Source organism: Marinilactibacillus sp. XAAS-LB27 (assembly GCF_036039175.1).
Taxonomy (GTDB): domain Bacteria; phylum Bacillota; class Bacilli; order Lactobacillales; family Carnobacteriaceae_A; genus Marinilactibacillus.
Genome location: NZ_JAYXKP010000001.1, coordinates 453275 through 476070, shown reverse-complemented (window position 1 = coordinate 476070; position 22796 = coordinate 453275). Strand labels below are relative to the sequence as shown.

The following is a 22796-nucleotide window of genomic DNA, read 5'->3' as shown; positions in this document are numbered from 1 at the left end:
AGTAGTTATGTCTCAAGTCAAATTAAATATAGATAATAAGCAAAAAGCAATTGATCGAACTGAGAAATTTATCGAAGACTATGAAAAGTTACTGACTCAACCATCTCTATCGAATAGTGCAAGAGAACGTGCTGAGAAAGATGTAGAAGCAATGAATGAAGTCCTAAAGATTGCTGTTCGTTATAGAGATTTGTCGGAATAGGGGATGACGTATGAGACGAATACTAAACTATCCAGGTAGTAAATGGCGTATGGCTGATTTGATCATAAAACAATTTCCTGAGCACAAATCTTATTTAGAACCTTATTTTGGTAGTGGTGCTGTTTTCTTTAATAAACCGAAGGATATTTTAGAAACTATCAATGATCTAGATGGACGTATAGTTAATTTATTTAAACAGATAAGAGAGAGACCTCAAGAATTAAGTTATTTCATTCATATGACACCTTACTCTAGAGAAGAGTATCAGCTTTCTGAGAGAAAGTCTGCCAATGATTTAGAAGATGCTAGAAGGATGCTCGTTAGATGCTGGTTTGCTATTGGAGGTAAAACCAATGCAATGGTTGGGTGGAGAAGGAACATATCGTGGAATGGACCATACAACACTTACGACTGGTCGAATATACCAGCTGTCATCTTGGATGCAGCAGAACGATTGAAAGATGCTCAAATTGAACACAAAGATGCTGTAATTCTGATTGAAGAGATGAACGACAGAGATATGTTGATTTATGCTGATCCACCTTATCTAAACACTACAAGATCTTCTAAGCACTACTCGAATGAAATGGATGAGGCTGAACACTTAAAATTAATCGATACTCTAAAGAATCATGAAGGGCCAGTTATCTTAAGTGGCTACGATAGTGAAATTTATAGAGACTCTCTTAAGGACTGGCAAAAGGTTTACTTTGAAACAAGAGTAGGTATCAATAATCAAAATAAAAAGATAGCAAAAGAAGTACTTTGGATGAACTTCGAACCAAACGGACAGATCGATTTGATGGAATATTTGGAGGAGTGACTATTGATTAACGAAGGCTTGCTTGGTATATGGACGCTAAACAGATTGGGGTTTAAAGCAGACATCAAAATCGGAGAAATGGTTGAACATGAGAATGAGAAGTATATCATCATTCATCTTTTTGACATAAAACTGTATACAGATTTTAAATCTGGCGCGCCTTATGTGAAAGTAAGAGCCATTTTACAAAACGTTAACATCAAACCACAAGTATCAAAATACGAAATTAACGAAACGATAAAAGACAAATACAACGTAGTGAAAGTTAATCAAGGAGAAGAAAAGATACTAGGCGTAGGCGGTTACTATATAACAAATTTAAATAATATAGAACAGTTTTGCTACAAAATATCAGGGATTAAAAGCTTTGGTTACGAATCAACCGATCTAGTCGTGCATTACTATGTTGAAGAAATACATCCGTGGAATTGGATAGAAGTACAGAAAGTCGTTAAGCAAGATAGATTAAGCAAGTTCACAGTTATTAGTTGAAAGGAGTAAGCGAATGAATGCACAGGAAGCGATTAACGAAATGAGTAATGAGCTGCACAAGGTAAAAGAAACACAAAAAGTTTTGCAAGAGCAAGAAAAGCGTTTAATCGATTTGGGTTTATACAGCGAAGTAGGTTTAAAGTTTCAAATGGAATCATTGGCAACAAAGCACGAATCGTTATCTATCGTTTTAGAGTCAGCTCGGTTCTTGCATGAAAAACTTTTATCAAACCAAAAGCACGATAATAGGGGATCTATAACGAATTTGTATTTAAATACATCTATCGAAGAAGTGGTATCGGTAGAAACAAAATATTTAAATAAAATAGGGATTGAGGTCGATATCGATGGCAAATAGATTTAAAGCAAGAATGACAAAAGAGTTTGAAGAAGAACATCAAGATTGGATTAAACAATGGTTAGGGGAGTTTATTGATGCAGATGGCTATGTACATGGCTACTCAGTTGGAAGCTACATTGTTGGCGATGTGATGGAATCAACAGATGAATATGTAGTTTTGGAGTATTGGGTTCCAATCGAAGAACATTCCATACTGCCTGAAAAGCCAGAGGAGCAAGCGAATGAGTGATCAAACAACAGAAAAACCTAATGATAAGTTGTTCATCTATGCCGGTGAATATGGTGGCAGGTTCTTATTTGATACCAAACTCAATGAGAATGAAGAACAATATAATCGCTTCACGTATTTAGGGACCTTTGACGAAGTAATTAGCAAATTTCCTTCTTCTTTAAGAAGCACAGCCGAAAAGAGAGCGAAAGGAGACTTCTAATGAGCTACTCAGAAAGATTAAGTAATGCTTTAGATAAGCTGCCTGACAGTTTAGCCTTAGCTGTTAGCCAGGACGTTGATAAACGAATCAGCGACTGGCTAGCTGTCGAAGGCCATAAAGAAAATGATCCTTACATCTTGCAACAAGTTAGATTTGCAGAGAATGTGGTTAAGAGATATGAGAAAGCAGTGGATGCCTAATGGGAATGAAAGAATATGAAAAATTTCAAAAGAACCTTAGAAGTATGGGGCTACTATCGGAAATTGAAATAGAAGCAATATCTGAAAAGACATTAGAGAAGATGCCACATTCTTCTCGTGATGCAGGAGATGCTTTGCAATATGCAGTCAAGCGTACTTGTCCCGATCTGGAAGAAAGTCGAGAGGTGCAAGATGAGAAATCAGAATAGAAGTCATAGCGCATTAATAGCTAAACGCAATGGAGAACATTTTGAGAAGCTAATTGAAATAACCTGTGCTTATTATTCCAAGATGAATATTGCTCACATCCAAAAGACTCCAGAACCTATGAAGATATTGTCAGTTATCGATAAAACCAAAGGACACTTTAGAGCGCATTTCGAGAAGAAAGCACAGCCAGATTTTACTGGTACTCTTAAAGACGGCAAATCAATCGTATTTGAAGCAAAGCACACTGAAGACCCTAGTATAAGGTTCGACCGTATAAACATGATTCAAGAGCAAGATTTGAAGCTACACGATAGTTTAGGTGCGTATTCATTTATCCTGGTAAGTTTTAAGATGAGAAGTTTCTACGCTATCCCAGTAGAGGACTGGATGCATTTAAAATTGACAAGTGGTAAGAAGTCAGTAAATCAAAACGAAATAAGTGAATTTGAAATAGCTTATGGTAACGGAGTGCTGAATATAGTGGGAGGTATTACCTGATAAAACATAAAAGACAGATGATAAAGACATGGGGTGAGAATGATTAAGTATCAATGGTTAGCAACTTTATTATCTATCGAGGAAGACCTAGATTTAACGGATGCTGAAATTAAAGTGAATCAGATTGAACTAAGCAGGTGGGAAACAAAAGCCAATGGGAAAGATGGAGATCTTGCAAAGAACCAAACTTATCTAGTAACACTGGAAAGACAAAAAAATATAAATAAGGTGATTAATACATTGAACGATAGAAAAAAGGAATTGCTCAAACAAAAAGAAAATGTTCTTAAACTGATAGATAGATTCAATGGACTAGATCATGAGATCCTGAAACTGAAATACGTCGAAGGTTATACATTGGAAGTTGTAGCAAGGACTCTAAGTTATGACTATCAGTATATAAAAAACAAACATGCTCATATCATGAAGATGATTAAATTCTCTGAAGGAAAGTAAGGGTACGTTACGTAAGTTACTTAGATGTTACCTTCATCTTGACTTAGATGGTGTATATTAATAGAGTGATAAAGTTTAAGAGACATCCATATCGATTTAACTTTATCTTCTCCTTTATTTTTCCCACCTGTTTATTCGGGTGGGTTTTTGATATAGTAAAAGAAAAAGGGAGAGATTATTGCTGAAACGGAAAAAAGAATGGATTATCGCAACGACTATTTTTGGTATACTTTTTATATTTGGTGAAGAAATTTATAATTTTTTTTCAGATTTAAGTGTTTTACAGAATATAGGATTACATGGATTGTTTCTTTTAGGAGCATTTTATACACTTTCATTATTCCCGAAAATAATTAAGTCGTATGTTAATGAAGAACGATCAGGTTTTATAGATGTATTCAATAAAGTAATACAGATAATTGGATGTCTTATAGTAGTTTTGTATCTGGCAACGTCAATATTAGTATCTTTTTCAGCAATACTATATTTCATAGTATTATTTTTTGATATAGAACATTTAATTTCTATTCAAGAACCTAAAATACATTATACCTATATAATGGTTTTGAATATATGGATACCTATAACTTTAACTATAGTAATTAAGAAGTTTTCAGAGTTTATGAGTGATTTTAAAAGTATAAAATCTTCTGAAAGTAAAGTTTCAATAGTTATAGCTGTTATTGCCTTACTGATATCTTTACTTAGAAACTAATTACTAATATTAATGTACAAAAAAAGGCATCTTATATAGATGTCTTTTTTTGTACATTAATATAGGAGGAATAGACGTGTCCAAGAAGAAAAGAGTTATTAATAAATCTAAATATCCTAATCTACATCAATTGAATAAAGTTAGACAGAACAAAAAGGTTGATGAAGTAGCCCAAACAATGCTATCCATCATTTCATCCAGTGGATTGACAGTTGATGAAGTTGCAGCAATTAATTATTACACTATGCAAGAAATTTTAAACTCAGAACATAACAAACGTTTTATGAAAGAAAATCTAAAACTTGATGTGAGCAAGTTGGGACCGGACGGAATCTTTGCGGTTCAGCAAGCGTTAATATCTACTTATTACGAGAAGATAAAGGAGAACGGGAAATGAAACGTTTAACGTTTTTAGATTCAGAAAGGTGCTTGTAATGTACGGGCCAAGAAAACGTGATGACATTGACAAGTTGTACAAGACTCAGAGATGGAAAAAGTTACGGCCGGTGATTATCGCAAGAGACTTTGGTCTATGTCAGGAATGTAAACGAAGAGGGATAACTACCAGAGGCAATATCGTCCATCATATTGTAGAAGCTAGAGAAGATTTAACTTTATTTTGGAATGAAGATAATCTTGAAGTATCTTGCGATAGTTGCCACAACAAAGATCATCCAGAACGTAGCGGTGGTAAAAAGAAAACGAAACCGAAGTCATCAGTCGTAAAATTTTACGCAGTCAAAGAGAGATAGCCCCCCTACCCGAACGTTAATACGACAACGTTCCTGGAGAACGGTGCAGTCTATCCTTTGTAAAAAAACCGCTTTTTAATTTTTTTGAGATGGGAAAAGCTAACCGCTTACAACGGTTAGCTTAAGAATAACTATTTCTTTTTCCATTTATGTCCCTTTTCAGAAGTTGGTGGTAATCTATCGCCTTTGTCAATCGTTGCGTTATTTCCATTAGGAACTTTTCCACCACGAGGGCCAACTTCTTCGTATTTGCCTGCTGGTTTATTATCTTCACCAGGTTTGTACAAGTTACTCATATAATCACCTCCATCTAAATCTATCAGCAGATTATGCTGACAGGCTTATTATAGAACCAAAGACAAAAATAGCAAATCTTTTCTCAGAAAGAAGGTGATAAAATGCCACAGCCAGCCAAGAGTGCAAAATTACAATTACTTAATGGCAATCCAAATAAGAAAAATACTAAGGAATTGAAAAAGAGAGCTAAAGCAGAAGAAAATCTAAAGATGGCCACTAATAAAATAACTGCGCCATCCTGGTTGGATGCGTTAGGGAAAAAAGCTTTTGGATTTATCCAAGAAGAATTGATGTCTATCGAGTTGATTAGTAATCCTGATGTTCACTCGATGGCTTTGTATTGTAGTTGGTATTCTCAATATGTAGCTTTGACAAAACAATTCAAGAAGATGCAATCAGAGCATAGAAAAGAATATCGTAGACAAAAGCTACGAAAAGAGCAAACAGGAGAACCTATAGACGTTTCTCCTGAAATGTATGGGAATCCACTTTCTAAACAGATGGATACTTGCTCTAAAAATATTAGAACTTACGGTAGTGACTTAGGTTTATCACCTTCTGCGAGAGCGAAACTGGCTATTAAGATGGCTGAAGATGAAGATGATGACAATGACTTCTAAGACAGTTTTAAAAATGAACTACACCGAAAGAGTCGCTTTTTGGAGCAGCTACCGAGAAGAGCAAGCTTCTTGGGGAGCATATCTTTTAAACCCTTATCCAGAATTGCTAACGACCTGGTATGCTGAAAGATTGATTGACGGGAGTATTCCAGCAAGTAAAGAAAATATTCAATCTGCAAAACGTCACATTAGAGACTTAGGAAGACAAGGTACAGATGACTTTCCATGGGTATTTGATAGTGAACGAGCACATAGGCCTATTAGGTACATTGAGAAAAAGTGTAAACCTACTGAGGGTGACTTTGAAAGTTTTGTTTTGCAACCTTGGCAACATTTCATAATAGGATCAATGTTTGGTTGGGTCCATAAAGATACAGGTGAGCGAAGGTTTCGCGAGGGGTTAGTATTTGTAGGTAGAAAGAATGGTAAAACCTCTTTGATTTCTGGATTGTCGACCTATATGTTGGGATACGATGGGGAACAAGGAGCAAATGTTTATGTATTAGCGAATGCTCGTGATCAGGCTGGATTATTGTTTGATAAAGCAGCTGAGATGGTAAAACAATCTCCAGCACTGTATAAAAAGTTCGGTAAGCCGAAGCGAGCTGCAATTACCTATGAATTTACTTTTTCGAAAATGGAGCCTAGAGCTTCTGATAGTCGAAAACTAGATGGTTTAAATACACATTTTGGTGTATTTGATGAAATACATGAGTTTACTAATTACAAATTGATCAATGTTATCAAAAAATCCAGAGGTACTCGTAAACAGCCTTTGATTGTATATATTACGACAGCTGGTTATGTTTTAGAAGGACCACTGATGTCTTATTATGAGCAGGGAATTGACTGCTTGGAACATTTAGAAGATGACATTGACGAAAGAACGTTTTACTATATCGCAAAATTAGACTCTCCGGAAGAAGCAGATGATCCTACTAAGTGGATTAAAGCCAATCCAAACATATGCATGATGAATTTTATAGGTATGGTCGATGATTACGTCAAAGATAAAAAAGACCCAAAAGAATTTGCTGATTGGATAACAAAACAGTTCAATTTGTTTTCAGATATTGATGAATTATCTTTTGTAGATATGCCAACAATCAAAAAGAATAATAAAACTATAGACCTCGAAACGCTTAAAGGAAAACATTGTGTAGGTGGATTTGACCTTTCGGAAACGGAAGATTTTACAGCTGCAGTATTGGAATTTCCTTTAAACGATGGCGAGGTCTTTGTTATGCAACACACTTGGATACCTCAAGCTAGATACGATAAGGATCAGAACAAAGAGCGTATCAAGGCTTGGGAAAAGCAAGGAGATTTGACAATTATTCCTGGTGATTATGTTAATTATGAATATGTATTTGAATGGTTTGTTGAGAAATCGAAATTATATGACATTATTCAAGTTAATTACGATAAGGCTAAAGCGCTGAGATTAAACAAAGAATTAATCAATTATGGTTTTGAAACTGAAGAAACCAGACAAGGATTTGTTACTTTGGGTGGTCCTATGCAAAACTTGAAAGAAATGTTATTAGATGGCAAGGTCATTCACAACAATTCTAAGTTGTTCAACTGGTACTTGTCTAATGTGAAATTGGTTAAAGACAGAAACTCAAACTACCTACCGACTAAGCAAAATAAAAACCGTAAGATTGATGGTTTTGCAGCTATGTTGAACAGCCATGTAAAAGTATTAGATCTGTTAGTAAAACCTCAAGGAAAAGCTAAAGTGACGTTCTATTCAGTTAGTGATCTAAGGAATCTATGAGAGGAGGTGAGAGATTGAAAGTGATGGATAAATTCAAATCCCTATTAGGAATCGAAGAAGAAGTACAAGTGAAAAGAGAAGTCTATTTAAATGATCCGCAACTGGTTGACCATCTCGTTGGTAAAGAGGAAATATCTGAAGCGATATTCGCTGTGATTAGTCGAGTATCAAACGTATTCGCCTCACTGCCTATGAAAATGATTGATGTTACCTATGAACAACCAACTGACTCACCAGCTTTTAATTTGCTCAACGAAGGACCAAGGTATTTTACCAAATTTGATTTCTTTAGGGATATTGAGGCATTACGTAATTATCAAGGAAATGCATATGTACAGCTCTTTCGAGACATTAATGGGCAGATTACTGATATGGCGTTAATTAAGCCAGGTGCATGTAGCCCGGTAATCGATATGGAATCAGGAGAGCTTTACTATCAAGTTACAGCTACAGATAACAAACAACACGCTAAATTAATCTATGTACATTATATGGAGATGCTTCATTTCAAACATACCCGCTTAGGCGGGGTTGAAGGTATTGACCCTACTAGGATTTTAACGAATACACTTAATTACGACCATGAAGTCCGAAAAATTTCCCTTAGACAGTTGAATGGGAGTAATGAAGGATTAAAAGTTAAATTCAGTACGAATATGGCTGATGAGGATAAAGCAGCAGTAGTTAAGAACATTGCTAGTTTTTACCGAGAAAATGGTGGTTTACTTGTGGAAGAAAACGGTGTAGAAATAGATCGACTACAAAGAGAACTAGTCGATAGCAAGTTGCTAGATACTGATAAAATATCACGTTCTAGGATCGCGATGGTATACAATACACCAGAACATTTTATAGGTAACGCTCAAACTAGTTACTCTTCTCAAGAGCAATTGAATATGGAGTTTTTAACCTATAATCTAGTTCCTACTGTCAATCAATATGAGGCTGAGTTAAACAAAAAAACATTAACAAAAAAAGAAAAAGAAAAAGGGTATAAATACAAATTTAATGTAGCCAGTCTTTTAAGGGCGGATACTCAAGCGAGAGGTCAATTCTATCAAATTATGAGACGTGGTGGAGCATATAGCCCTAACGATGTGAGAAGATTTGAGGACTTGCAACCAATCACTAAAAATGGAATGGATGATTATCACATATCCGGAGATCTTTATCCAATCGACATGGACCCAGGATTACGAAAATCAAATAACACAGGAAAATCAGACGTATCCGAAAAGGAATAGGTCTTTTTTTATATCTTTGAAAGGAGGTGAAATAATGAAGAAGTTTTGGAGTATGCTTTTGAATGGAACTACAGCAGAAATTACGATATTTGGTGAAATCGTATCAAGTGGATATGAATGGGATGATAGTGATACTTCAGCGCTCAGCTTTCAGAAAGATTTAAAAGAGTTAGGGGAAGTCGATACAATCAATCTCCATATCAATAGTCCTGGCGGAAGTGTATTCGATGGAGTAGCTATTTATCAAATGTTAGTTCAACATAAAGCGATAGTGAATACGTATATTGATGGCTTAGCTGCTTCAATAGCAAGTGTTATAGCTATGGCCGGAGATCGTATCTATATCCCTAGAAATGCAATGATTATGGTTCACAATCCTTGGACTATTGTTATGGGGAACGCAACTGATTTAAGAAAACAAGCAGATGACTTAGAAAAAATTGGTCAATCAATGCAAGAGAGTTACTTGAGCAAAATAGGTGACAAAATTACTGCTGAGAAGTTAACAGAATTATTAAACGAAGAAACATGGTTGTCTGCAACAGAAGCAGTTGAGTATGGGTTTGCTGATGAAATACTAGAAGAAAACCGCGTTGCTGCGTGTATCAGTGATAAGTTGTTTGCTGATTACAAGAACGTTCCAGAAAAATTAAAAAAGAAAACAGAATCAGAAAGTTTACTAGCTAAAAAAATAAAAATATTAAGAGGAGCATGAAAATGAGTAAATTAGAAAATGCCAAAAATGCCTGGGTAGCAGCTGGAGATTTAGTTCTTGATCTAAGTGAAAAGGTGCAAGCTTCATTGTTGGATGATGAAGTTTCTGAACATGATGTAAAAGCGTTAAAAGCTAAGTTAGATGCTGCACGTGCTAAACGAGATATTGCGAAGGATGAAGTTACTAATTTAGAAGCTGAACAAGTCGCGAATGCTAAAAAAGAACCGTTAAACCCAGAACAAAAAGTTTTGAAAAATGAGTTCATTACGGACTTTAAAGCGATGATTAAAGGCGAGCCTCAAGTTATGGCTTTGATCAATTCAGATACAGACGAAAATGGTAATGCGATTGGGCTGACAATTCCTTCTGATGTACGTACTACAATCAATACATTGGTACGTAGTTTTGATTCTTTACAGGAATACGTCAATGTTGAAAATGTTACTACTAGTAACGGATCGCGTGTATATGAAAAATGGTCTGATGTTCAAGAATTAAAAGAGTTAGATTCAGAAGATTCAGAAGTACCAGCAATGGACGATCCTAAATTGACTTTGATTAAATACTTAATCAAACGTTATGGTGGGATTTCAACAGTTACAAACACTTTGTTAAAAGATACAGCTGAAAATATTATGACTTGGTTAACTAAATGGATCTCTAAGAAAGTTGTAGTTACACGTAATGCTAAAATCCTTGCTGCCATTGATGGAATCAAAACAACACAGAAAAAAGAAATCTCAACGATTGATGATATCAAAGATATTAAAAATGTTCAGCTAGATCCTGCTATTGAAACGACATCTATGTTTGTAACAAATCAATCAGGGTTTAATGTTTTGGACAAAGTTAAACATGCTGATGGTTCTTATGTTTTGCAAAAAGACGTAACCTTGGCAACTGGATTTTCTTTCTTAGGAAAACCAATTAAAAAAGTTGGAAATCGTTGGTTGCCTAATAAAGGTGCTGCTGCTAACCCTAAATTTCCACTTTATATTGGAGATTTAAAAGAAGCAGTGACTCTTTATGATCGTGAACAAATGAGTTTATTGACTACTAACATCGGTGGTGGAGCGTTTGAAACAGATACTACTAAGGTACGTGTAATCGATCGTTTCGATGTTAAATTGGTTGATGATGAAGCAATTGTTGTTGCTTCATTTGGTTCGATTGCTAACGAAACTCCAGTAACTGAAACAACAAATTAAAAGGAGCATGATGCTCTATGTTAATAAATCCAAATACTGATTTAGATGAAATTAAAATTGATATAAAAGTTGATCACGATGATGATGACAGAGGTGTCAAAAGAGCAGCAATTTCGGCAATTGCATACATTAAGGGGGCTATCGGAATAAATAAGCCCTCTTTTTATACGGAAAACTCTGAAACGGTTGAATTGCTCAATACGGCGATTATCATGTTGACGGATCATTACTATAATGCTCGCTCAGCTACTATAGAATCTTCAACAGCTAATGGTACCTTAAGAGAATATGATCTAGGATTTACGAGTATTCTTTTGCAATTAAAAGGGAAATACGCTTCTTTTGAAGAGGGTGATCTAGATGTCTCTCAGTAGGACAGGAAAACTAATTAAGAGAATGAAATTTAAAAAGCGAGATGGTTATGATACAGGTCCTAATGGTACTAGGATAGACAAGTATAAAGTGATGATAACGCCATGGTTTGCATACAAACAAAAGTATCTAGAAGAAATAAAGCGCGAAGATTCTGCTTATAAAAATACCGTTAATATCATTATTAGGCAAAAACAAAAAGAAGAAATTCAACCGGATTGGATTGCTGAAATCAATGGTATTGATTATAACATTGAGGAAATTAACCCTGATGTTGAAAATGAAGATTTCATGGTATTGATTTTAAAGGCGGTGAGTTAATGGTCGTTAATATAGATCTCGGAGATATTGAAAAAAACATTTCTCAAACGATTGCAGATGTAGATGGAAAGATAAGAAGAACAGCTGGAAAATCAGCAGGATTCAAATTAGGAGAAAAACTTGAGGGGAACACACCTACGGATCCTACTACTGGGAGAGTGTTGCTTAAAGAGACTGTTTCTGTCAGCGCTGTTCGTGAGAACGGAGAAGTCGATGTGGGATATGGTAGAAAAGCCTATTTCCGAGCGCATGTGGTAAATATGGGCTCTCAACACCAAGCTGGTCAACATTTCATAGAAAAGACAGTTGATACGGAAGCAGAAGCTGTTATGCAAGAATATATGACCGAACTCAAAAAGGGATTGGGACTATGACACCAGTTGCGGAAGTAGCGGTAGAAGTGTTACCTAAAATTTTTCCAGAACTAAAGGATGAACCTTTTTTCTCTTATACAGTACCAACAATGTACAAAAGCTTAGAGGAAGTTCCTTATTTTAAAGTTGAGTCAGTTGGAGACACTAATGGTTCTTACGGATCAAATAGATATCATTCTAGAAGCTATCGTCTACAGGTGATGGCTTTTATTGATTTGAGCGTGACAGATATTGAAGAGACAGTTGATAGATTAGATAGAGGTATGGAGTCATTCGATTACTATCAGGTATACGGCGAGGACAGATCACATTCAGAAAATGAAGAAATTCAAGTTTTAATTAGACAATATACAACAACTAGGAGGAAATAAAACATGACACAAGTAGGATTTAGAAGAGCGATTATTCAATTCTTAGATGAAAAATTAGTACCAGTTGTAGGAGAAAGACATGTGATTGAAGGGAAGCAAGATGAAGGAGCTACGAGCTCTTTTGAAATTACCGGAATTTCACCAGAGGCTATTAAAGTATTTGGTTCAGATATTCCGTACTTTATTTCTCAAGAAGGTGTTGGAGATGTAGCAGCTACAATCAGCTTGCTAGATCTGCCTCACGAATTGGACCATAAAGTGCTAGGTAGAGAGAAGAACGCTAATGGAGTTTATCACGCAGGAGAATCAACAAGACCTCCATACTGCGCTATTCTGTTTGAATCTAGTGATTTACGTGGTCAAAAGATAGGAACTGGTCTTTATGCAGGTAAATTTGGACGTGGAACAGTTGGTTCTGCTTCAAAAGAAGGAACACCACCAACGCCTGAAGCAGATCAATATTCATTCGCGCCAACAGCTAAACAAATTGAGGGTAAAAATGAAACAGTTGGTTTTGCTCACTCAGATGATGAGTATAGTGCATTGTTCGAAGAATTATTTGGAGAAGCGCCAGACACATCTGGCTCAGGATCTGATACAGGCGACGCTACAGGAGAATAACAGTAAAAGGGTTAGCTCAATGAGTTAGCCCTTTTTAATACTTAAATTTGGAGGTAACTATGTCAGCAATTAAATTAAATTTACGTATGTCTAACGGGAAGTTTGAAACGTTTATTCAAGATTTTGTTCCATTCAAGAAACGGTTGGAATATGTAAAAGAAGAAGCAGAATTGGTGGATCGTGTTAACGAAAACGGTGAGCCAGATGGAGCTACCTCAATGGAACTATCGGAGTTCAGAGCTGGATTTGTAGCAGAACTTTTTGAAGATAAAAGAGTAACTAAGAAGGCCATATTGGACGGTCTAGAAGTAGAGGATAGTGGCGTCATCATGGATATCATTATGCAGCGTGTCTTGGGGTACAAAGAAGAAGATCTTAAAGAGGATGTTTCTGAAAAAAAGGAACTGTAAAAGGTAACGATTTATACGATACCTATATTGAGTTAATGAAGCAGATTATTAAAGCACATCCTGGTTGGAGCATAAACACTATTCTAGAAACAGATGTTCAATATCTAGATGACATTATGTTTTCTACTAGTTCCGAAGATAATACTTCAAATCAACAAGTTCAATCTCAAAAAGTAATCTCAATGGAAGATTGGTTTAAAGAGATTCAATCCTAAAAGAAAGGAGGAAAATTATTGGTTCAAAACGGAAAGCCTCTTGGTCAGATGCTTATCACTCTTGGTCTTGATACAACTGCATTTTCCAGTAGTTTGACAGGAGCTACACGTGCTACAAAAACAGCTACACGAGAAATGGCAGCTGGATTTAAGATTGTTGATGCTGGTGGCAATAAAATCGATGCGCTAGGCTTTAAGAATCAGGCTTTAACTAAAGTAGTCGCCGCTCAGAGAAACGAACTCGGTTATTTAAAAAAGGCTTATGATGATACTTTAGATGCTCAGGGAAATGCTACATCAACTACTGCGAAGGTTGCTCAAAAGTATAACGATGCAGCCGCAAAGTTGGCAGGATATGAACATCAAATGGTTCAAACAGCCGGACAGTTGGCTGAGATGAAAGTCTTGAATGAGGGTCTAACAGGATCTTTAAACAAGTTCGGTGGCGTTCTTGAAAAACGTGGGAAACAAATGGCTGATTTTGGAGATACGATGACTAAACGTGTCACTTTGCCTATCATTGCGGGCGTTGGATTAGCTGTTAAGGCTGCGATGGATTGGGAGTCAGCTTTTGCGGGTGTCCGGAAGACAAATGATGAAGTCGTTGATTCAAATGGCAATGTCGTTTATAGCTATGCAGATCTCGAAGATGGCTTAAGAGGGTTAGCTAAAGAATTGCCGGCCACTCATAGAGAAATTGCAGAAGTAGGACAAGCCGCAGGGCAATTAGGGATTCAAACAGAAAAAGTTACTTCCTTTACAAAAACTATGATCGACTTAGGAGAGTCTACCAACTTGTCTGCAGAACAAGCTGCGACTTCTTTCGCACGATTGGCCAACATCACGAATATGTCTCAAGATGACTTTGATCGTTTAGGGTCTTCAGTAGTTAAAGTCGGAAACAACTTTGCGACAACTGAATCAGAGATCACAGAACTCGCCATGCGATTAGCTGGTGCTGGATCTCAGATTGGTATGAGTGAAGCGGATATCGTAGGTCTGGCAGGGGCATTGAGTTCAGTTGGTGTTGAAGCACAAGCCGGTGGTACTGCGCTGTCTAAAACTATGATCAATATGAAAGTAGCAACCGAAACAGGATATCAACAGATGCTTGATTTAGAAAAAGCTACTGGTATGACTAGACGTGAATTGGAATTAATGTCTGCGAATAGTTCAAAAGATTTCACGGCACTTGCAGCTTCTATGGGTAAAACATCCGGAGAATTAAATAAAATTATTAAATCTGGAAACAACTTAGAAGCTTTCGCAGCAGTTGCCAATATGAGTGCAAAAGACTTTAAACAAGCTTTTGAAACAGATGCTGTTGGTGCTTTAGGTGCATTCATTGAAGGTCTAGGAGCTGCAGAAGAAAAAGGAACATCTGCCATTCAGTTACTAGATGATATGGGGATCTCAGAAGTAAGACTACGTGATTCCCTTTTACGTGCAGGTAATGCAAGTGAACTATTTGCAAGATCCGTTGAAATGTCTAACGATGCATGGGAAGAGAACACTGCGCTGTCTACAGAAGCGAATATTCGGTATGAAACGCTAGAATCTCAACTCGGAATGTTACGGAATGAAGCGAATGACGTAGCCATTACTTTTGGTGGTCCATTTGTCGGAGCGTTGAAAGATGGACTTGTTACTGCACGTCCTTTAATAGAACGATTAGCAGATATGGCCAAAGCATTTAGTGATATGGATCCAGAGATGCAACAAATGATAATCAAGACGTTGGCTATTACGACAGCTGCTGGACCACTATTGAGTGTCACAGGGCGAGTAGCTCAAGGTATCGGTGGATTAACTACTAAATCAATCGGATTCTTAGGCGTTATGGCCAGAAAGAAAACGATTAAAGAATTCACTGCTCAATTAGCTATGGGATCCACAGACATTATGAGTTGGGGCAGTGCAGCTGGAACGGCAGCTGGAGCTACCGGAAAATTCGGAGGAGCTGCAGCAACAGCAGCTGGAGCAAAAGGGGTCGGTGCAATGACGACTCAGCTTGGACTATTGGGTCCAGTTGGATGGGGGATTGTTGGAGCCGGTGGCTTGTTAGCTGTTGGATATGGTGCTTGGAAGTTATGGGGAGAAGAAGCCTATAATGCAGGTCAACGTACCAAACGATGGGGTACTGATGTTGGAGAAGCCACGGATGAAGCCTTAACGGAAATTCAAGGATATTCTAAAAGTGCTATTGGTGAATTTAGTTTATTAGAGCAAGGTTTTGATACTAATATTAGTTCGATGGTATCTAATTTTGAAAGTATGGGTCAGTCGATTCAAACAGAATTGACTGATCAAATTAATGCTTTTAGAGAATCGATTGATATGTTACCTGAAGAAATAAGGGGCGCTGCTCAAGAGATAGTAGATGAAGCTGTTAAGACTCGTGAAGATACTTTACAAATCGTAGAAGAAAATAATAAACGAGTAGCAGAGATTCGTGAAAGAGCTGCTAATGAAAATAGAGAAAATTCAATTCTAGAAGCTGGAATAATCAGAGACTTGATGCAAGAGAGTGCTGCAGAATATCTGAAGATAACGATAAAAGACGCTGATGATCGCCAAACGGTTATGGATGCTTTGACAGGAAATGTTGCAGAGGCTACTGAAGAACAAGCAAAAGCGTGGATTCAAAGTTTAGGTAAGCAAAGACAAGCTTCTAACCAAGATTACTCTCAAAAATTAGACGATTACAAATCATTTCTAGATGACCAAGGTATTTTAAATACTGAAGAAGGTCAGAAGCTAGTCGAATTGTTTGAGAAGTCAAAGGATGCTTCATCTGATGCATTGGATGCACAAATTGCATTAATTGCCGAGAAATATCCAGAACTAGCTAACGAAGTATTTTTCGCCAATGGTCAGCTAATTGATGGTATGGATGAAGCTAGTAAAGAAATGGTTAAGAGTAACGAACAAATCATTGATAATGCTACAAAGCTGACGAAAGTAATGGCTAAAAGTGCTGAGGAAAACGCAGAGTTACTATCTTGGAAAGCTGATGAAGCTAAGCGTGGAGCGAAAGTATGGAACGAGTTGATACTTGATCCTAAAACGGGAGAAGTTAAGACTAATGTACGCGAAGCCGTCATTGAAGCAGCTGAAAATACGCAAACTTGGAATAATATTCGATTCCAGCTTAAAAATGCTGATTTAGATTCTAATGCCAAACAAATTATTGGAGAAGCGGCTATTCAAAATGGTTGGTGGGACGGAATGTCTTGGGAAGAGAAGCAAATCATTATTGATGATCAATTCTCTGAAACAATCATTAGAGCTTTAGATGACAGTGGAAAGTGGAATGAGTTGGAGTTGGAAGAACAAACAGCCCTTATGTATTCTAACTCTCCAGAAAAAATGACTGAAGCACTTACGTATCTTGGCTTATGGGACGAGTACGAGACTGAAATTAAGCAAGTCGATGCTGATAACTACGGGTTTATGAAATCTATTTTAGAATCAGAAGAAAAAATGAACTACTGGCAAGGAATAGATCCTGAAGTAAAAGATTTGCTTGCAGATAATTACGACATAACCCAAAAGTTGTTTGAGTCTGAAGAGATGTTAAATCGATTTAAAGAATTACCGGATGAGAATAAACTGATTCTTGGAGATAACTTAGATCTTTTAGCAGCTGTTTTAGAGTCAGAAGAATTCTACAATCGCTGGATGGGTTTACCTGAAAATGACAAGAAATTTTTAGGAGACAACACAGATCTACTATCAACTGTTCTTAGTTCAGAAGAAGGGTATAAACGTTGGCTAAATCTACCCACTGAGGAGAAGAAAATACTTGGTAATAATATCGATTTACTTTCTAAAATATTGAAGTCAGAAGAAGAATACAATTCATGGAGAAACTTACCTGAATTTGAAAAGAAATTGAAAGTAAATAATATCGATGCTGTTGATCCTACAATAAAAGCTCACGGCTTGCTTAGGGATTATAAAGGTTTTGATCCAGGCTCAAAAAATCTTCCGATTACAACAAATGCAGATAGTACAAAAAGTGCACTCGATCGTGCAAGAGATGCTTGGAACAAAGTTAGACAGCTAAATGGCAGCAAAACATTCACGACTCGTTACGAAACAGTAGGACAAGCTCCAGCAGGTATCGGACCTTACGCTACTAGAAATGCTAAAGGTACTAATTATCATCCTGGAGGGCCTATGATTGTTAATGATCAGTTAGGTTCTAAGTTCCGAGAATTGATTCAACGACCAGATGGTACTTCTTATATTCCATTCGGACGTAACGTCTTGCTACCAGATGAGCCAGTAGGGACAAAAGTATTCAAAGCTTCGTTAACAGAGCGGATAGTACCTGGTATTCCCCAATATGCAAACGGTGTAGGGATTCCTAGGGACTCTTCTGTTATTCAAAGTATTAATCGAGTAAGAGAGGCTACGAGAGAAAGAGAGCCTTCTTATGATCTAAGTCAACTTGCAAATGTCTTAAATCTAGGGATGGATCAAATGAGAGGGGTTCTTGAACAAATCAAAAACTACTCTGCAGATTTAGCTCAAAAGGAACAAGAATTTATTTTTAACATAGAAGGTCGTACTATCGCAAGAGCTATCAGTGATCACACGGATGAAGAAGAAGGTAGACGAATCAGACTTACAGGAAGGGGGTTAGCTTAGTGGAAGGAATCTATTTTAACGGGGCACATTCTTGGAGAGATAAGCAGTTAGGTATCTCTCCCAACAAAGTTATTGGCTATCCTGAAAAAGAAAAGAAGCTTTATAAACCGCCATATAGTAATCAAGATTTTGATTTTTCTACGCTATACGGCAATCAGACTTTTTCGAATCGTAAGCTTATTTATCCTTTTAATATCATCGCTAGAAACAAAATAGAAATGAATCTTCAAATAAACGAAATTATCGGTTGGCTGATGGGAACTGTTGGAAAAGATAAGCTTTACGATGATCAATTACCTGGATACTATTTTATGGCTGAAGTTCAAAAAGAACCTGAATTCGAAGAACGATGGCGTGATGGTGGTGTTCTTACCGCTACGTTTGATGCCTATCCTTTCCGAAGAAAAGATACAAGGGAAGGTAGTCCTTACTGGGATGATTACGATATTACGGATATTTATTTGGAGACATCATATAAGTTAAGAAGAACAACTTTCAAAAAGATGACAATTGGCCAAACAGCTACTGTCGGTGCTTGGTCTACAAACTTTGACGGAGGAACGGTTATTGGAAGGCAGATTCTTGGTAAATCAGATATGATCACAGATGTGAGACCGACTGACCGAGCGGATAGTAAACAAGCTTACTATCTACGAGACTTAAAACAATGGGTTATAGAACAAGACATTGTTGAAGCTCAAAATGGTGCGGTAGAAGTTGATCTTTATAACACAAGTATCACTTCGGTCATTCCAGAAATTCGAACGACAGGACCGATTACAATCATAAGAGATCGAGAAGTATTTAATCTCATGGGGGCGGTAACCAAGTCGGATTTGCTTGCACTCAATGCTGGTCATAATCAAGTAGTGATTGCTAGTGGTGTTCAAGCTGACGTTGAGATTCTCTTTTATAAGGAAGTGATTTAGTGTATAAAGTGACCTTACTTGAGGGTCCTGATGATTCTCTTGGTAGAATTATTCATAGCCCTACTGTATCAGGAACAAAAGTTGAGGGAATGATCAAGACTGAAATCAACTTAATTGATTCATTTAATTTTTCGATGTTACTAAATAATAGTGGTTATGGTTTAATCAAGCCGTTAAAAACTTTAGTAACAGTTCAAAATTTAAAGACAGAACGATTCGAATTTGAAGGTAGGGTGTTAGGACCTTTAGAAGAAATGAACGAAGAGGGAATTGTTCGAAGAGCTTATCTTTGTGAAGGCGAATTAGGTTACTTACACGATTCTTCACAAAGACATTTAGAGTATCGCGGAACGCCTTACGATCTCTATGAAACGATATTGAACTATCATAATCAACAAGTAGAGCCCTATAAACGATTTTTACCAGGTATCGTTGACGTTACTAATAATACGGACAATGCTTATATTTATTTGTCTGCAGAGCAAACGACTTTTGAAACTATCATGGATAAATTAGTGAATCGGCTAGGTGGGGAATTGCGTGTAAGAAAAGAAAATGGAGTCCGTTATTTAGATTATTTAAGACGAGTAGGGGAAGATACCACAACAGAAATCAAGCTTGCTAAAAACTTAGTGAGTATCACAAAAGAAGTAGATCCTTCACAAATTATAACACGTCTTACACCGCTTGGTATTCGGTTGGAGTCAGAAAATGAAGCTGCTACAGATGCTTCACAAGCTAGGTTAACGATTGATTCAGTTAATAACGGTTTACCTTACATTGACCGGCCCGATCTGATAAGTGAATTTGGTATTTTAGGAAAGTCAAAAGTGTGGGAAGATATCACGTTACCTTCGAATTTGATATCAACAGGGATAAAGTTTATGGACGAGCAAAAACTTGTTCTGAATCAATACAAACTAACGGCTATTGATCTCTCTCTAATAGGCTTGGATATCGACACTTTAAAAGTAGGGAATGGCTATCCAACAATTAATCCACTTATGTCTATTGATGAGACACTACGCGTAGTTGGCAAACAAACTGAGTTAAATCATCCTGAGAGCTCACTGCTAACGATTGGTGATAAATTTAAAACTCGATCGCAATATCAAAAAGAGTCTAACCAAAGTGCTCAAAGAGTGGCCGAATTACAAAATATCGTTACGAGACAGTCGAATACGATAGTGACATTGAACCATCAAGTAAGACAAGTCAATGAGGTTGTCGATACGATTGTTGTTCAATTTGGAAATGCAGATATACCTGGGTTGAGTCAGTCAATTACGAATTTGAATCAAGTCGTTGATCAATTAAATATTGCGATCGCAGCCATTCCCACATATGATCTGGCCACAGAAGAAAGGGACGGTATGATACGTCACTTAGACAAGATTAAGTTAAATAAACTTACTATTGACCAGCCGATTGATATTGATCAATTTAAAGCAGATTTTTTAGAATTAAAAAAGCTAGTTGAAGAAATGAAAGGAGAGGAGTAGATGGCTGGTATTCAGACCTTCCTCAATAAGATTATACAAGAACCGTATATTAAGAACATGAGACAAGCTATACACGACTCACTGGAATATACGTTCAAAGAAGCATCTAAGAATGGTAATGCCAATATGGAAGTATCAAGAGCTAGAGGGGCTTATGATGTCTTAAATGACCGATTATCAGCTTCAGATAAGAAACAAACTGAGTTAGGCCAATCTATGTTGACTAAAGCAACGACGGGGTATGTTAATCAACTAGTGGCCAGTTTGTCTGAAAATGGTCCTTATGATGCTGTCACGACTAAGGCAGAATTAAATACAAAGTATCCAAACGGTGCACCTGGACCTATTCTAGTTTTTGAAGATGGTCATTCGTATGTATGGAATAATGGTTCTTGGAAAGATTTTGGTGTCTATCAAGGCATCGAAGTACCCGATGGAACCATTGCACCTAAGAAGACAAACTTCTTAAAAGAAAGTTATGCTGAAGACGAGAGTAAGAACATCATGCCAGTAAATTTAAGTCCACGTGGAGAGTTTTACGATCCAGTAAATGGTCGTTTTGCACAAGGTGTGATGAATTTTAAAAATACAGGTAAAATCTATCTGACTGAACCAGGTGTGATTGAGACCTATGGAAATAACTCATTGGTATTTAAAGATGCTTCTGATAATTTTATTTCAGCATCCTTGCACGGTAGTGATGAACAGATTGCAGTCGTTAGACGAATTGAACCGCCTAAAGATGCAGCTTATTTCATAGGGAACGTTCCTAGAGCTTATTGGTGGGATGAAGAGACTGATTTTCCGAATTTAGCAGCTACCTTAAGGTTTATTCCCAAAAAAGAAAAGATGGAGAGTTTAAGACTTTCAGAGCACAATTTTGAAAAAGTTATCGATCCTTTATTTAAACCAATTAATCTCTTTGAACAAATGACTCTTTCAGAAGTAGATAAGGCAATAGACGTCACGACAGGTGAAGAAATCACTAGGTCAAACAGGAAACATACCAACTGGGTAGAGGCTTTACCCGTAAATTATCAAACTTACGGTGTAGCTAATATCCTATTCAAACGAGCAGATGGGTCCTTTATAAGTCGATATTTCAATTTCAATTCAGATGAAGCGATGGCTACATGGCAAACTTGGCGACCACCTACAGGTGCTGTAAGGATGGCCATCAATCTAGTGCCTTACTATTATGAACTTGCAGAAGTGTTTCAAATGGAGACCACGATTCGAAAAAACCATATCTCTAATTTATCGATCTTTTCAGAAAAAGAGAAGAAGATTAAGGAAGTTGATTTGGGAGATTCGCTTACTTCAGGTATAGGCGGTCCAAGTGATGTTTCCAGTGTCATTGCGAATGAAACTGGTTTTGATGTGATCAATATGGGATTCGGTGGGACGAGAGCAGCCAATCATACCAACGAACATTTTAATAACTTTAGTTTGCATAAAATAGTAGATGCGATTCTTTCTGGAAATTTCTCAGCTCAAGAAGTGAGTGCACGTGCTACTGGAATTGGAATGCCAAGCTACTTCAAAACAAAAGTAGAAGATTTGAAGAAAATAGATTTTGGTGAGATTGATATTCTAAGAATTGGGTATGGTCAAAATGATTGGCGAGGAACTGTTGAAATAGACAATCCACAAAATCCAGAAGACGTATCTACCTATGTTGGTGCCTTGCGTTATTCAATTAGAAGGATGATGGAAACTTATCCTAATTTAAAAATCGTTCTTACCACTCCTATGTATTGTTTCCAAGAGAACGGAGAACTTGATTCAGATAATTGGGTAGCTGGAGAACACAAGTTGACAGATTTTGTAGATGCGATGATTGAATTAGGGAAAGAATATAAAATACAAGTCATTGATTGTTATTATACGTTAGGCATCAATAGGTATAATAAATTACATTACTTCTCTCCAAAGGATGGAGTGCATCCTTTATATAGAGGTAGGTTATTAAAAGGAAGGAAGATTGCAAGTACAACAATATACTTGTGAATTTTACTAAA

Annotated in this window: 30 protein-coding genes; 29 read left to right on the top strand and 1 reads right to left on the bottom strand. The window is 36.8% G+C overall.

Annotated features, from left to right (window positions below; all coding sequences use genetic code 11):
- Positions 1 to 7: 7 nt before the first annotated feature.
- The 13 genes from VXN63_RS02295 to VXN63_RS02235 all read left to right on the top strand — a co-directional run bounded on the left by VXN63_RS02295 (position 8) and on the right by VXN63_RS02235 (position 5140).
- Positions 8 to 202 (top strand): hypothetical protein, encoded by a 195-nt coding sequence (locus tag VXN63_RS02295; protein ID WP_327756346.1) that lies wholly within the window; start codon positions 8 to 10, stop codon positions 200 to 202.
- A 10-nt stretch (positions 203 to 212) separates the two neighbouring features.
- Positions 213 to 1025 (top strand): DNA adenine methylase, encoded by an 813-nt coding sequence (locus tag VXN63_RS02290; RefSeq protein ID WP_327756345.1) that lies wholly within the window; start codon positions 213 to 215, stop codon positions 1023 to 1025.
- Between the two features lie 3 nt (positions 1026 to 1028).
- On the top strand, positions 1029 to 1517 hold the full coding sequence (locus VXN63_RS02285; protein WP_327756344.1) for a hypothetical protein: 489 nt from the start codon (positions 1029 to 1031) through the stop codon (positions 1515 to 1517).
- Positions 1518 to 1530: 13 nt separating this feature from the next.
- Entirely contained in the window at positions 1531 to 1875 is a 345-nt protein-coding gene (locus tag VXN63_RS02280; protein ID WP_327756343.1) for a hypothetical protein, read from the top strand.
- Complete coding sequence (locus tag VXN63_RS02275) at positions 1865 to 2107, top strand: hypothetical protein (protein WP_327756342.1); 243 nt, start codon at positions 1865 to 1867, stop codon at positions 2105 to 2107. Before VXN63_RS02280 ends, VXN63_RS02275 begins: the two co-directional genes overlap by 11 nt.
- Positions 2100 to 2309 carry a hypothetical protein gene (locus tag VXN63_RS02270; RefSeq protein ID WP_327756341.1) on the top strand — a complete coding sequence of 70 codons (210 nt, stop codon included), beginning with the start codon at positions 2100 to 2102 and terminating at the stop codon, positions 2307 to 2309. Before VXN63_RS02275 ends, VXN63_RS02270 begins: the two co-directional genes overlap by 8 nt.
- On the top strand, positions 2309 to 2509 hold the full coding sequence (locus VXN63_RS02265; RefSeq protein WP_327756340.1) for a DUF6877 family protein: 201 nt from the start codon (positions 2309 to 2311) through the stop codon (positions 2507 to 2509). The genes VXN63_RS02270 and VXN63_RS02265 overlap by 1 nt, the downstream gene beginning before the upstream one ends.
- On the top strand, positions 2509 to 2718 hold the full coding sequence (locus VXN63_RS02260; RefSeq protein WP_327756339.1) for a hypothetical protein: 210 nt from the start codon (positions 2509 to 2511) through the stop codon (positions 2716 to 2718). The genes VXN63_RS02265 and VXN63_RS02260 overlap by 1 nt, the downstream gene beginning before the upstream one ends.
- Positions 2702 to 3217, top strand: a complete 516-nt coding sequence (locus VXN63_RS02255; RefSeq protein WP_327756338.1) for a Holliday junction resolvase RecU — start codon at positions 2702 to 2704, stop codon at positions 3215 to 3217. Before VXN63_RS02260 ends, VXN63_RS02255 begins: the two co-directional genes overlap by 17 nt.
- Positions 3218 to 3256: 39 nt before the next feature.
- Positions 3257 to 3673: a sigma-70 family RNA polymerase sigma factor gene (locus VXN63_RS02250; RefSeq protein WP_327756337.1), complete on the top strand. Its 417-nt coding sequence runs from the start codon at positions 3257 to 3259 to the stop codon at positions 3671 to 3673.
- 178 nt (positions 3674 to 3851) lie between these two features.
- Entirely contained in the window at positions 3852 to 4388 is a 537-nt protein-coding gene (locus tag VXN63_RS02245) for a hypothetical protein (protein ID WP_327756336.1), read from the top strand.
- 76 nt (positions 4389 to 4464) lie between these two features.
- The gene (locus VXN63_RS02240) at positions 4465 to 4785 is read left to right on the top strand and encodes a hypothetical protein (RefSeq protein ID WP_327756335.1); all 321 of its coding nucleotides are present in this window, start codon (positions 4465 to 4467) and stop codon (positions 4783 to 4785) included.
- A gap of 37 nt (positions 4786 to 4822) precedes the next feature.
- The gene (locus VXN63_RS02235) at positions 4823 to 5140 is read left to right on the top strand and encodes an HNH endonuclease (protein WP_327756334.1); all 318 of its coding nucleotides are present in this window, start codon (positions 4823 to 4825) and stop codon (positions 5138 to 5140) included.
- Between the two features lie 131 nt (positions 5141 to 5271).
- Here the strand turns inward: VXN63_RS02235 and VXN63_RS02230 are convergent, their stop codons facing one another.
- Entirely contained in the window at positions 5272 to 5436 is a 165-nt protein-coding gene (locus VXN63_RS02230; protein ID WP_327756333.1) for a YjzC family protein, read from the bottom strand.
- Positions 5437 to 5538: 102 nt separating this feature from the next.
- On the opposite strand from VXN63_RS02230, the gene VXN63_RS02225 reads away from it, so the two are divergent.
- Genes VXN63_RS02225 through VXN63_RS02150 form a run of 16 tightly spaced genes read left to right on the top strand, consistent with a single transcriptional unit; the run spans position 5539 to position 22785 of the window.
- Positions 5539 to 6057, top strand: a complete 519-nt coding sequence (locus VXN63_RS02225; protein ID WP_327756332.1) for a phage terminase small subunit P27 family — start codon at positions 5539 to 5541, stop codon at positions 6055 to 6057.
- Positions 6041 to 7837, top strand: a complete 1797-nt coding sequence (locus tag VXN63_RS02220) for a terminase large subunit (protein ID WP_442915293.1) — start codon at positions 6041 to 6043, stop codon at positions 7835 to 7837. The genes VXN63_RS02225 and VXN63_RS02220 overlap by 17 nt, the downstream gene beginning before the upstream one ends.
- Before the next feature lie 23 nt (positions 7838 to 7860).
- Positions 7861 to 9081, top strand: coding sequence for a phage portal protein (locus VXN63_RS02215; RefSeq protein WP_327756623.1), 1221 nt, complete (start codon positions 7861 to 7863; stop codon positions 9079 to 9081).
- Positions 9082 to 9115: 34 nt separating this feature from the next.
- Positions 9116 to 9796 carry a head maturation protease, ClpP-related gene (locus tag VXN63_RS02210; protein WP_327756331.1) on the top strand — a complete coding sequence of 227 codons (681 nt, stop codon included), beginning with the start codon at positions 9116 to 9118 and terminating at the stop codon, positions 9794 to 9796.
- Positions 9797 to 9798: 2 nt separating this feature from the next.
- The gene (locus VXN63_RS02205; RefSeq protein ID WP_327756330.1) at positions 9799 to 11004 is read left to right on the top strand and encodes a phage major capsid protein; all 1206 of its coding nucleotides are present in this window, start codon (positions 9799 to 9801) and stop codon (positions 11002 to 11004) included.
- A gap of 17 nt (positions 11005 to 11021) precedes the next feature.
- On the top strand, positions 11022 to 11378 hold the full coding sequence (locus VXN63_RS02200; protein WP_327756329.1) for a head-tail connector protein: 357 nt from the start codon (positions 11022 to 11024) through the stop codon (positions 11376 to 11378).
- Complete coding sequence (locus VXN63_RS02195; protein ID WP_327756328.1) at positions 11365 to 11697, top strand: phage head closure protein; 333 nt, start codon at positions 11365 to 11367, stop codon at positions 11695 to 11697. The genes VXN63_RS02200 and VXN63_RS02195 overlap by 14 nt, the downstream gene beginning before the upstream one ends.
- On the top strand, positions 11697 to 12071 hold the full coding sequence (locus VXN63_RS02190) for an HK97-gp10 family putative phage morphogenesis protein (RefSeq protein ID WP_327756327.1): 375 nt from the start codon (positions 11697 to 11699) through the stop codon (positions 12069 to 12071). Before VXN63_RS02195 ends, VXN63_RS02190 begins: the two co-directional genes overlap by 1 nt.
- Positions 12068 to 12442 (top strand): hypothetical protein, encoded by a 375-nt coding sequence (locus VXN63_RS02185; protein ID WP_327756326.1) that lies wholly within the window; start codon positions 12068 to 12070, stop codon positions 12440 to 12442. Before VXN63_RS02190 ends, VXN63_RS02185 begins: the two co-directional genes overlap by 4 nt.
- Before the next feature lie 3 nt (positions 12443 to 12445).
- Entirely contained in the window at positions 12446 to 13063 is a 618-nt protein-coding gene (locus VXN63_RS02180) for a major tail protein (RefSeq protein WP_327756325.1), read from the top strand.
- A 59-nt stretch (positions 13064 to 13122) separates the two neighbouring features.
- Positions 13123 to 13473: a phage tail assembly chaperone G gene (gpG, locus tag VXN63_RS02175; protein ID WP_327756324.1), complete on the top strand. Its 351-nt coding sequence runs from the start codon at positions 13123 to 13125 to the stop codon at positions 13471 to 13473.
- Between the two features lie 35 nt (positions 13474 to 13508).
- A complete protein-coding gene (locus VXN63_RS02170) occupies positions 13509 to 13688 on the top strand; it encodes a hypothetical protein (RefSeq protein ID WP_327756323.1) in 180 nt (59 codons plus the stop codon).
- An 18-nt stretch (positions 13689 to 13706) separates the two neighbouring features.
- Positions 13707 to 18344, top strand: a complete 4638-nt coding sequence (locus VXN63_RS02165) for a phage tail tape measure protein (protein WP_327756322.1) — start codon at positions 13707 to 13709, stop codon at positions 18342 to 18344.
- Positions 18344 to 19273, top strand: coding sequence for a hypothetical protein (locus tag VXN63_RS02160; RefSeq protein WP_327756321.1), 930 nt, complete (start codon positions 18344 to 18346; stop codon positions 19271 to 19273). The genes VXN63_RS02165 and VXN63_RS02160 overlap by 1 nt, the downstream gene beginning before the upstream one ends.
- The gene (locus VXN63_RS02155; RefSeq protein WP_327756320.1) at positions 19273 to 20775 is read left to right on the top strand and encodes a phage tail spike protein; all 1503 of its coding nucleotides are present in this window, start codon (positions 19273 to 19275) and stop codon (positions 20773 to 20775) included. The genes VXN63_RS02160 and VXN63_RS02155 overlap by 1 nt, the downstream gene beginning before the upstream one ends.
- On the top strand, positions 20776 to 22785 hold the full coding sequence (locus tag VXN63_RS02150; protein WP_327756319.1) for an SGNH/GDSL hydrolase family protein: 2010 nt from the start codon (positions 20776 to 20778) through the stop codon (positions 22783 to 22785).
- Positions 22786 to 22796 lie beyond the last annotated feature (11 nt).

Coding starts and splice junctions, on each gene's coding strand:
- VXN63_RS02295 (WP_327756346.1), top strand. CDS start 8: ATGTCTCAAGTCAAATTAAATATAGATAATAAGCAAAAAGCAATTGAT.
- VXN63_RS02290 (WP_327756345.1), top strand. CDS start 213: ATGAGACGAATACTAAACTATCCAGGTAGTAAATGGCGTATGGCTGAT.
- VXN63_RS02280 (WP_327756343.1), top strand. CDS start 1,531: ATGAATGCACAGGAAGCGATTAACGAAATGAGTAATGAGCTGCACAAG.
- VXN63_RS02275 (WP_327756342.1), top strand. CDS start 1,865: ATGGCAAATAGATTTAAAGCAAGAATGACAAAAGAGTTTGAAGAAGAA.
- VXN63_RS02270 (WP_327756341.1), top strand. CDS start 2,100: ATGAGTGATCAAACAACAGAAAAACCTAATGATAAGTTGTTCATCTAT.
- VXN63_RS02265 (WP_327756340.1), top strand. CDS start 2,309: ATGAGCTACTCAGAAAGATTAAGTAATGCTTTAGATAAGCTGCCTGAC.
- VXN63_RS02260 (WP_327756339.1), top strand. CDS start 2,509: ATGGGAATGAAAGAATATGAAAAATTTCAAAAGAACCTTAGAAGTATG.
- VXN63_RS02255 (WP_327756338.1), top strand. CDS start 2,702: ATGAGAAATCAGAATAGAAGTCATAGCGCATTAATAGCTAAACGCAAT.
- VXN63_RS02250 (WP_327756337.1), top strand. CDS start 3,257: ATGATTAAGTATCAATGGTTAGCAACTTTATTATCTATCGAGGAAGAC.
- VXN63_RS02235 (WP_327756334.1), top strand. CDS start 4,823: ATGTACGGGCCAAGAAAACGTGATGACATTGACAAGTTGTACAAGACT.
- VXN63_RS02230 (WP_327756333.1), bottom strand. CDS start 5,436: ATGAGTAACTTGTACAAACCTGGTGAAGATAATAAACCAGCAGGCAAA.
- VXN63_RS02225 (WP_327756332.1), top strand. CDS start 5,539: ATGCCACAGCCAGCCAAGAGTGCAAAATTACAATTACTTAATGGCAAT.
- VXN63_RS02220 (WP_442915293.1), top strand. CDS start 6,041: ATGACAATGACTTCTAAGACAGTTTTAAAAATGAACTACACCGAAAGA.
- VXN63_RS02215 (WP_327756623.1), top strand. CDS start 7,861: ATGGATAAATTCAAATCCCTATTAGGAATCGAAGAAGAAGTACAAGTG.
- VXN63_RS02210 (WP_327756331.1), top strand. CDS start 9,116: ATGAAGAAGTTTTGGAGTATGCTTTTGAATGGAACTACAGCAGAAATT.
- VXN63_RS02205 (WP_327756330.1), top strand. CDS start 9,799: ATGAGTAAATTAGAAAATGCCAAAAATGCCTGGGTAGCAGCTGGAGAT.
- VXN63_RS02200 (WP_327756329.1), top strand. CDS start 11,022: ATGTTAATAAATCCAAATACTGATTTAGATGAAATTAAAATTGATATA.
- VXN63_RS02195 (WP_327756328.1), top strand. CDS start 11,365: ATGTCTCTCAGTAGGACAGGAAAACTAATTAAGAGAATGAAATTTAAA.
- VXN63_RS02190 (WP_327756327.1), top strand. CDS start 11,697: ATGGTCGTTAATATAGATCTCGGAGATATTGAAAAAAACATTTCTCAA.
- VXN63_RS02185 (WP_327756326.1), top strand. CDS start 12,068: ATGACACCAGTTGCGGAAGTAGCGGTAGAAGTGTTACCTAAAATTTTT.
- VXN63_RS02180 (WP_327756325.1), top strand. CDS start 12,446: ATGACACAAGTAGGATTTAGAAGAGCGATTATTCAATTCTTAGATGAA.
- gpG (WP_327756324.1), top strand. CDS start 13,123: ATGTCAGCAATTAAATTAAATTTACGTATGTCTAACGGGAAGTTTGAA.
- VXN63_RS02170 (WP_327756323.1), top strand. CDS start 13,509: ATGAAGCAGATTATTAAAGCACATCCTGGTTGGAGCATAAACACTATT.
- VXN63_RS02150 (WP_327756319.1), top strand. CDS start 20,776: ATGGCTGGTATTCAGACCTTCCTCAATAAGATTATACAAGAACCGTAT.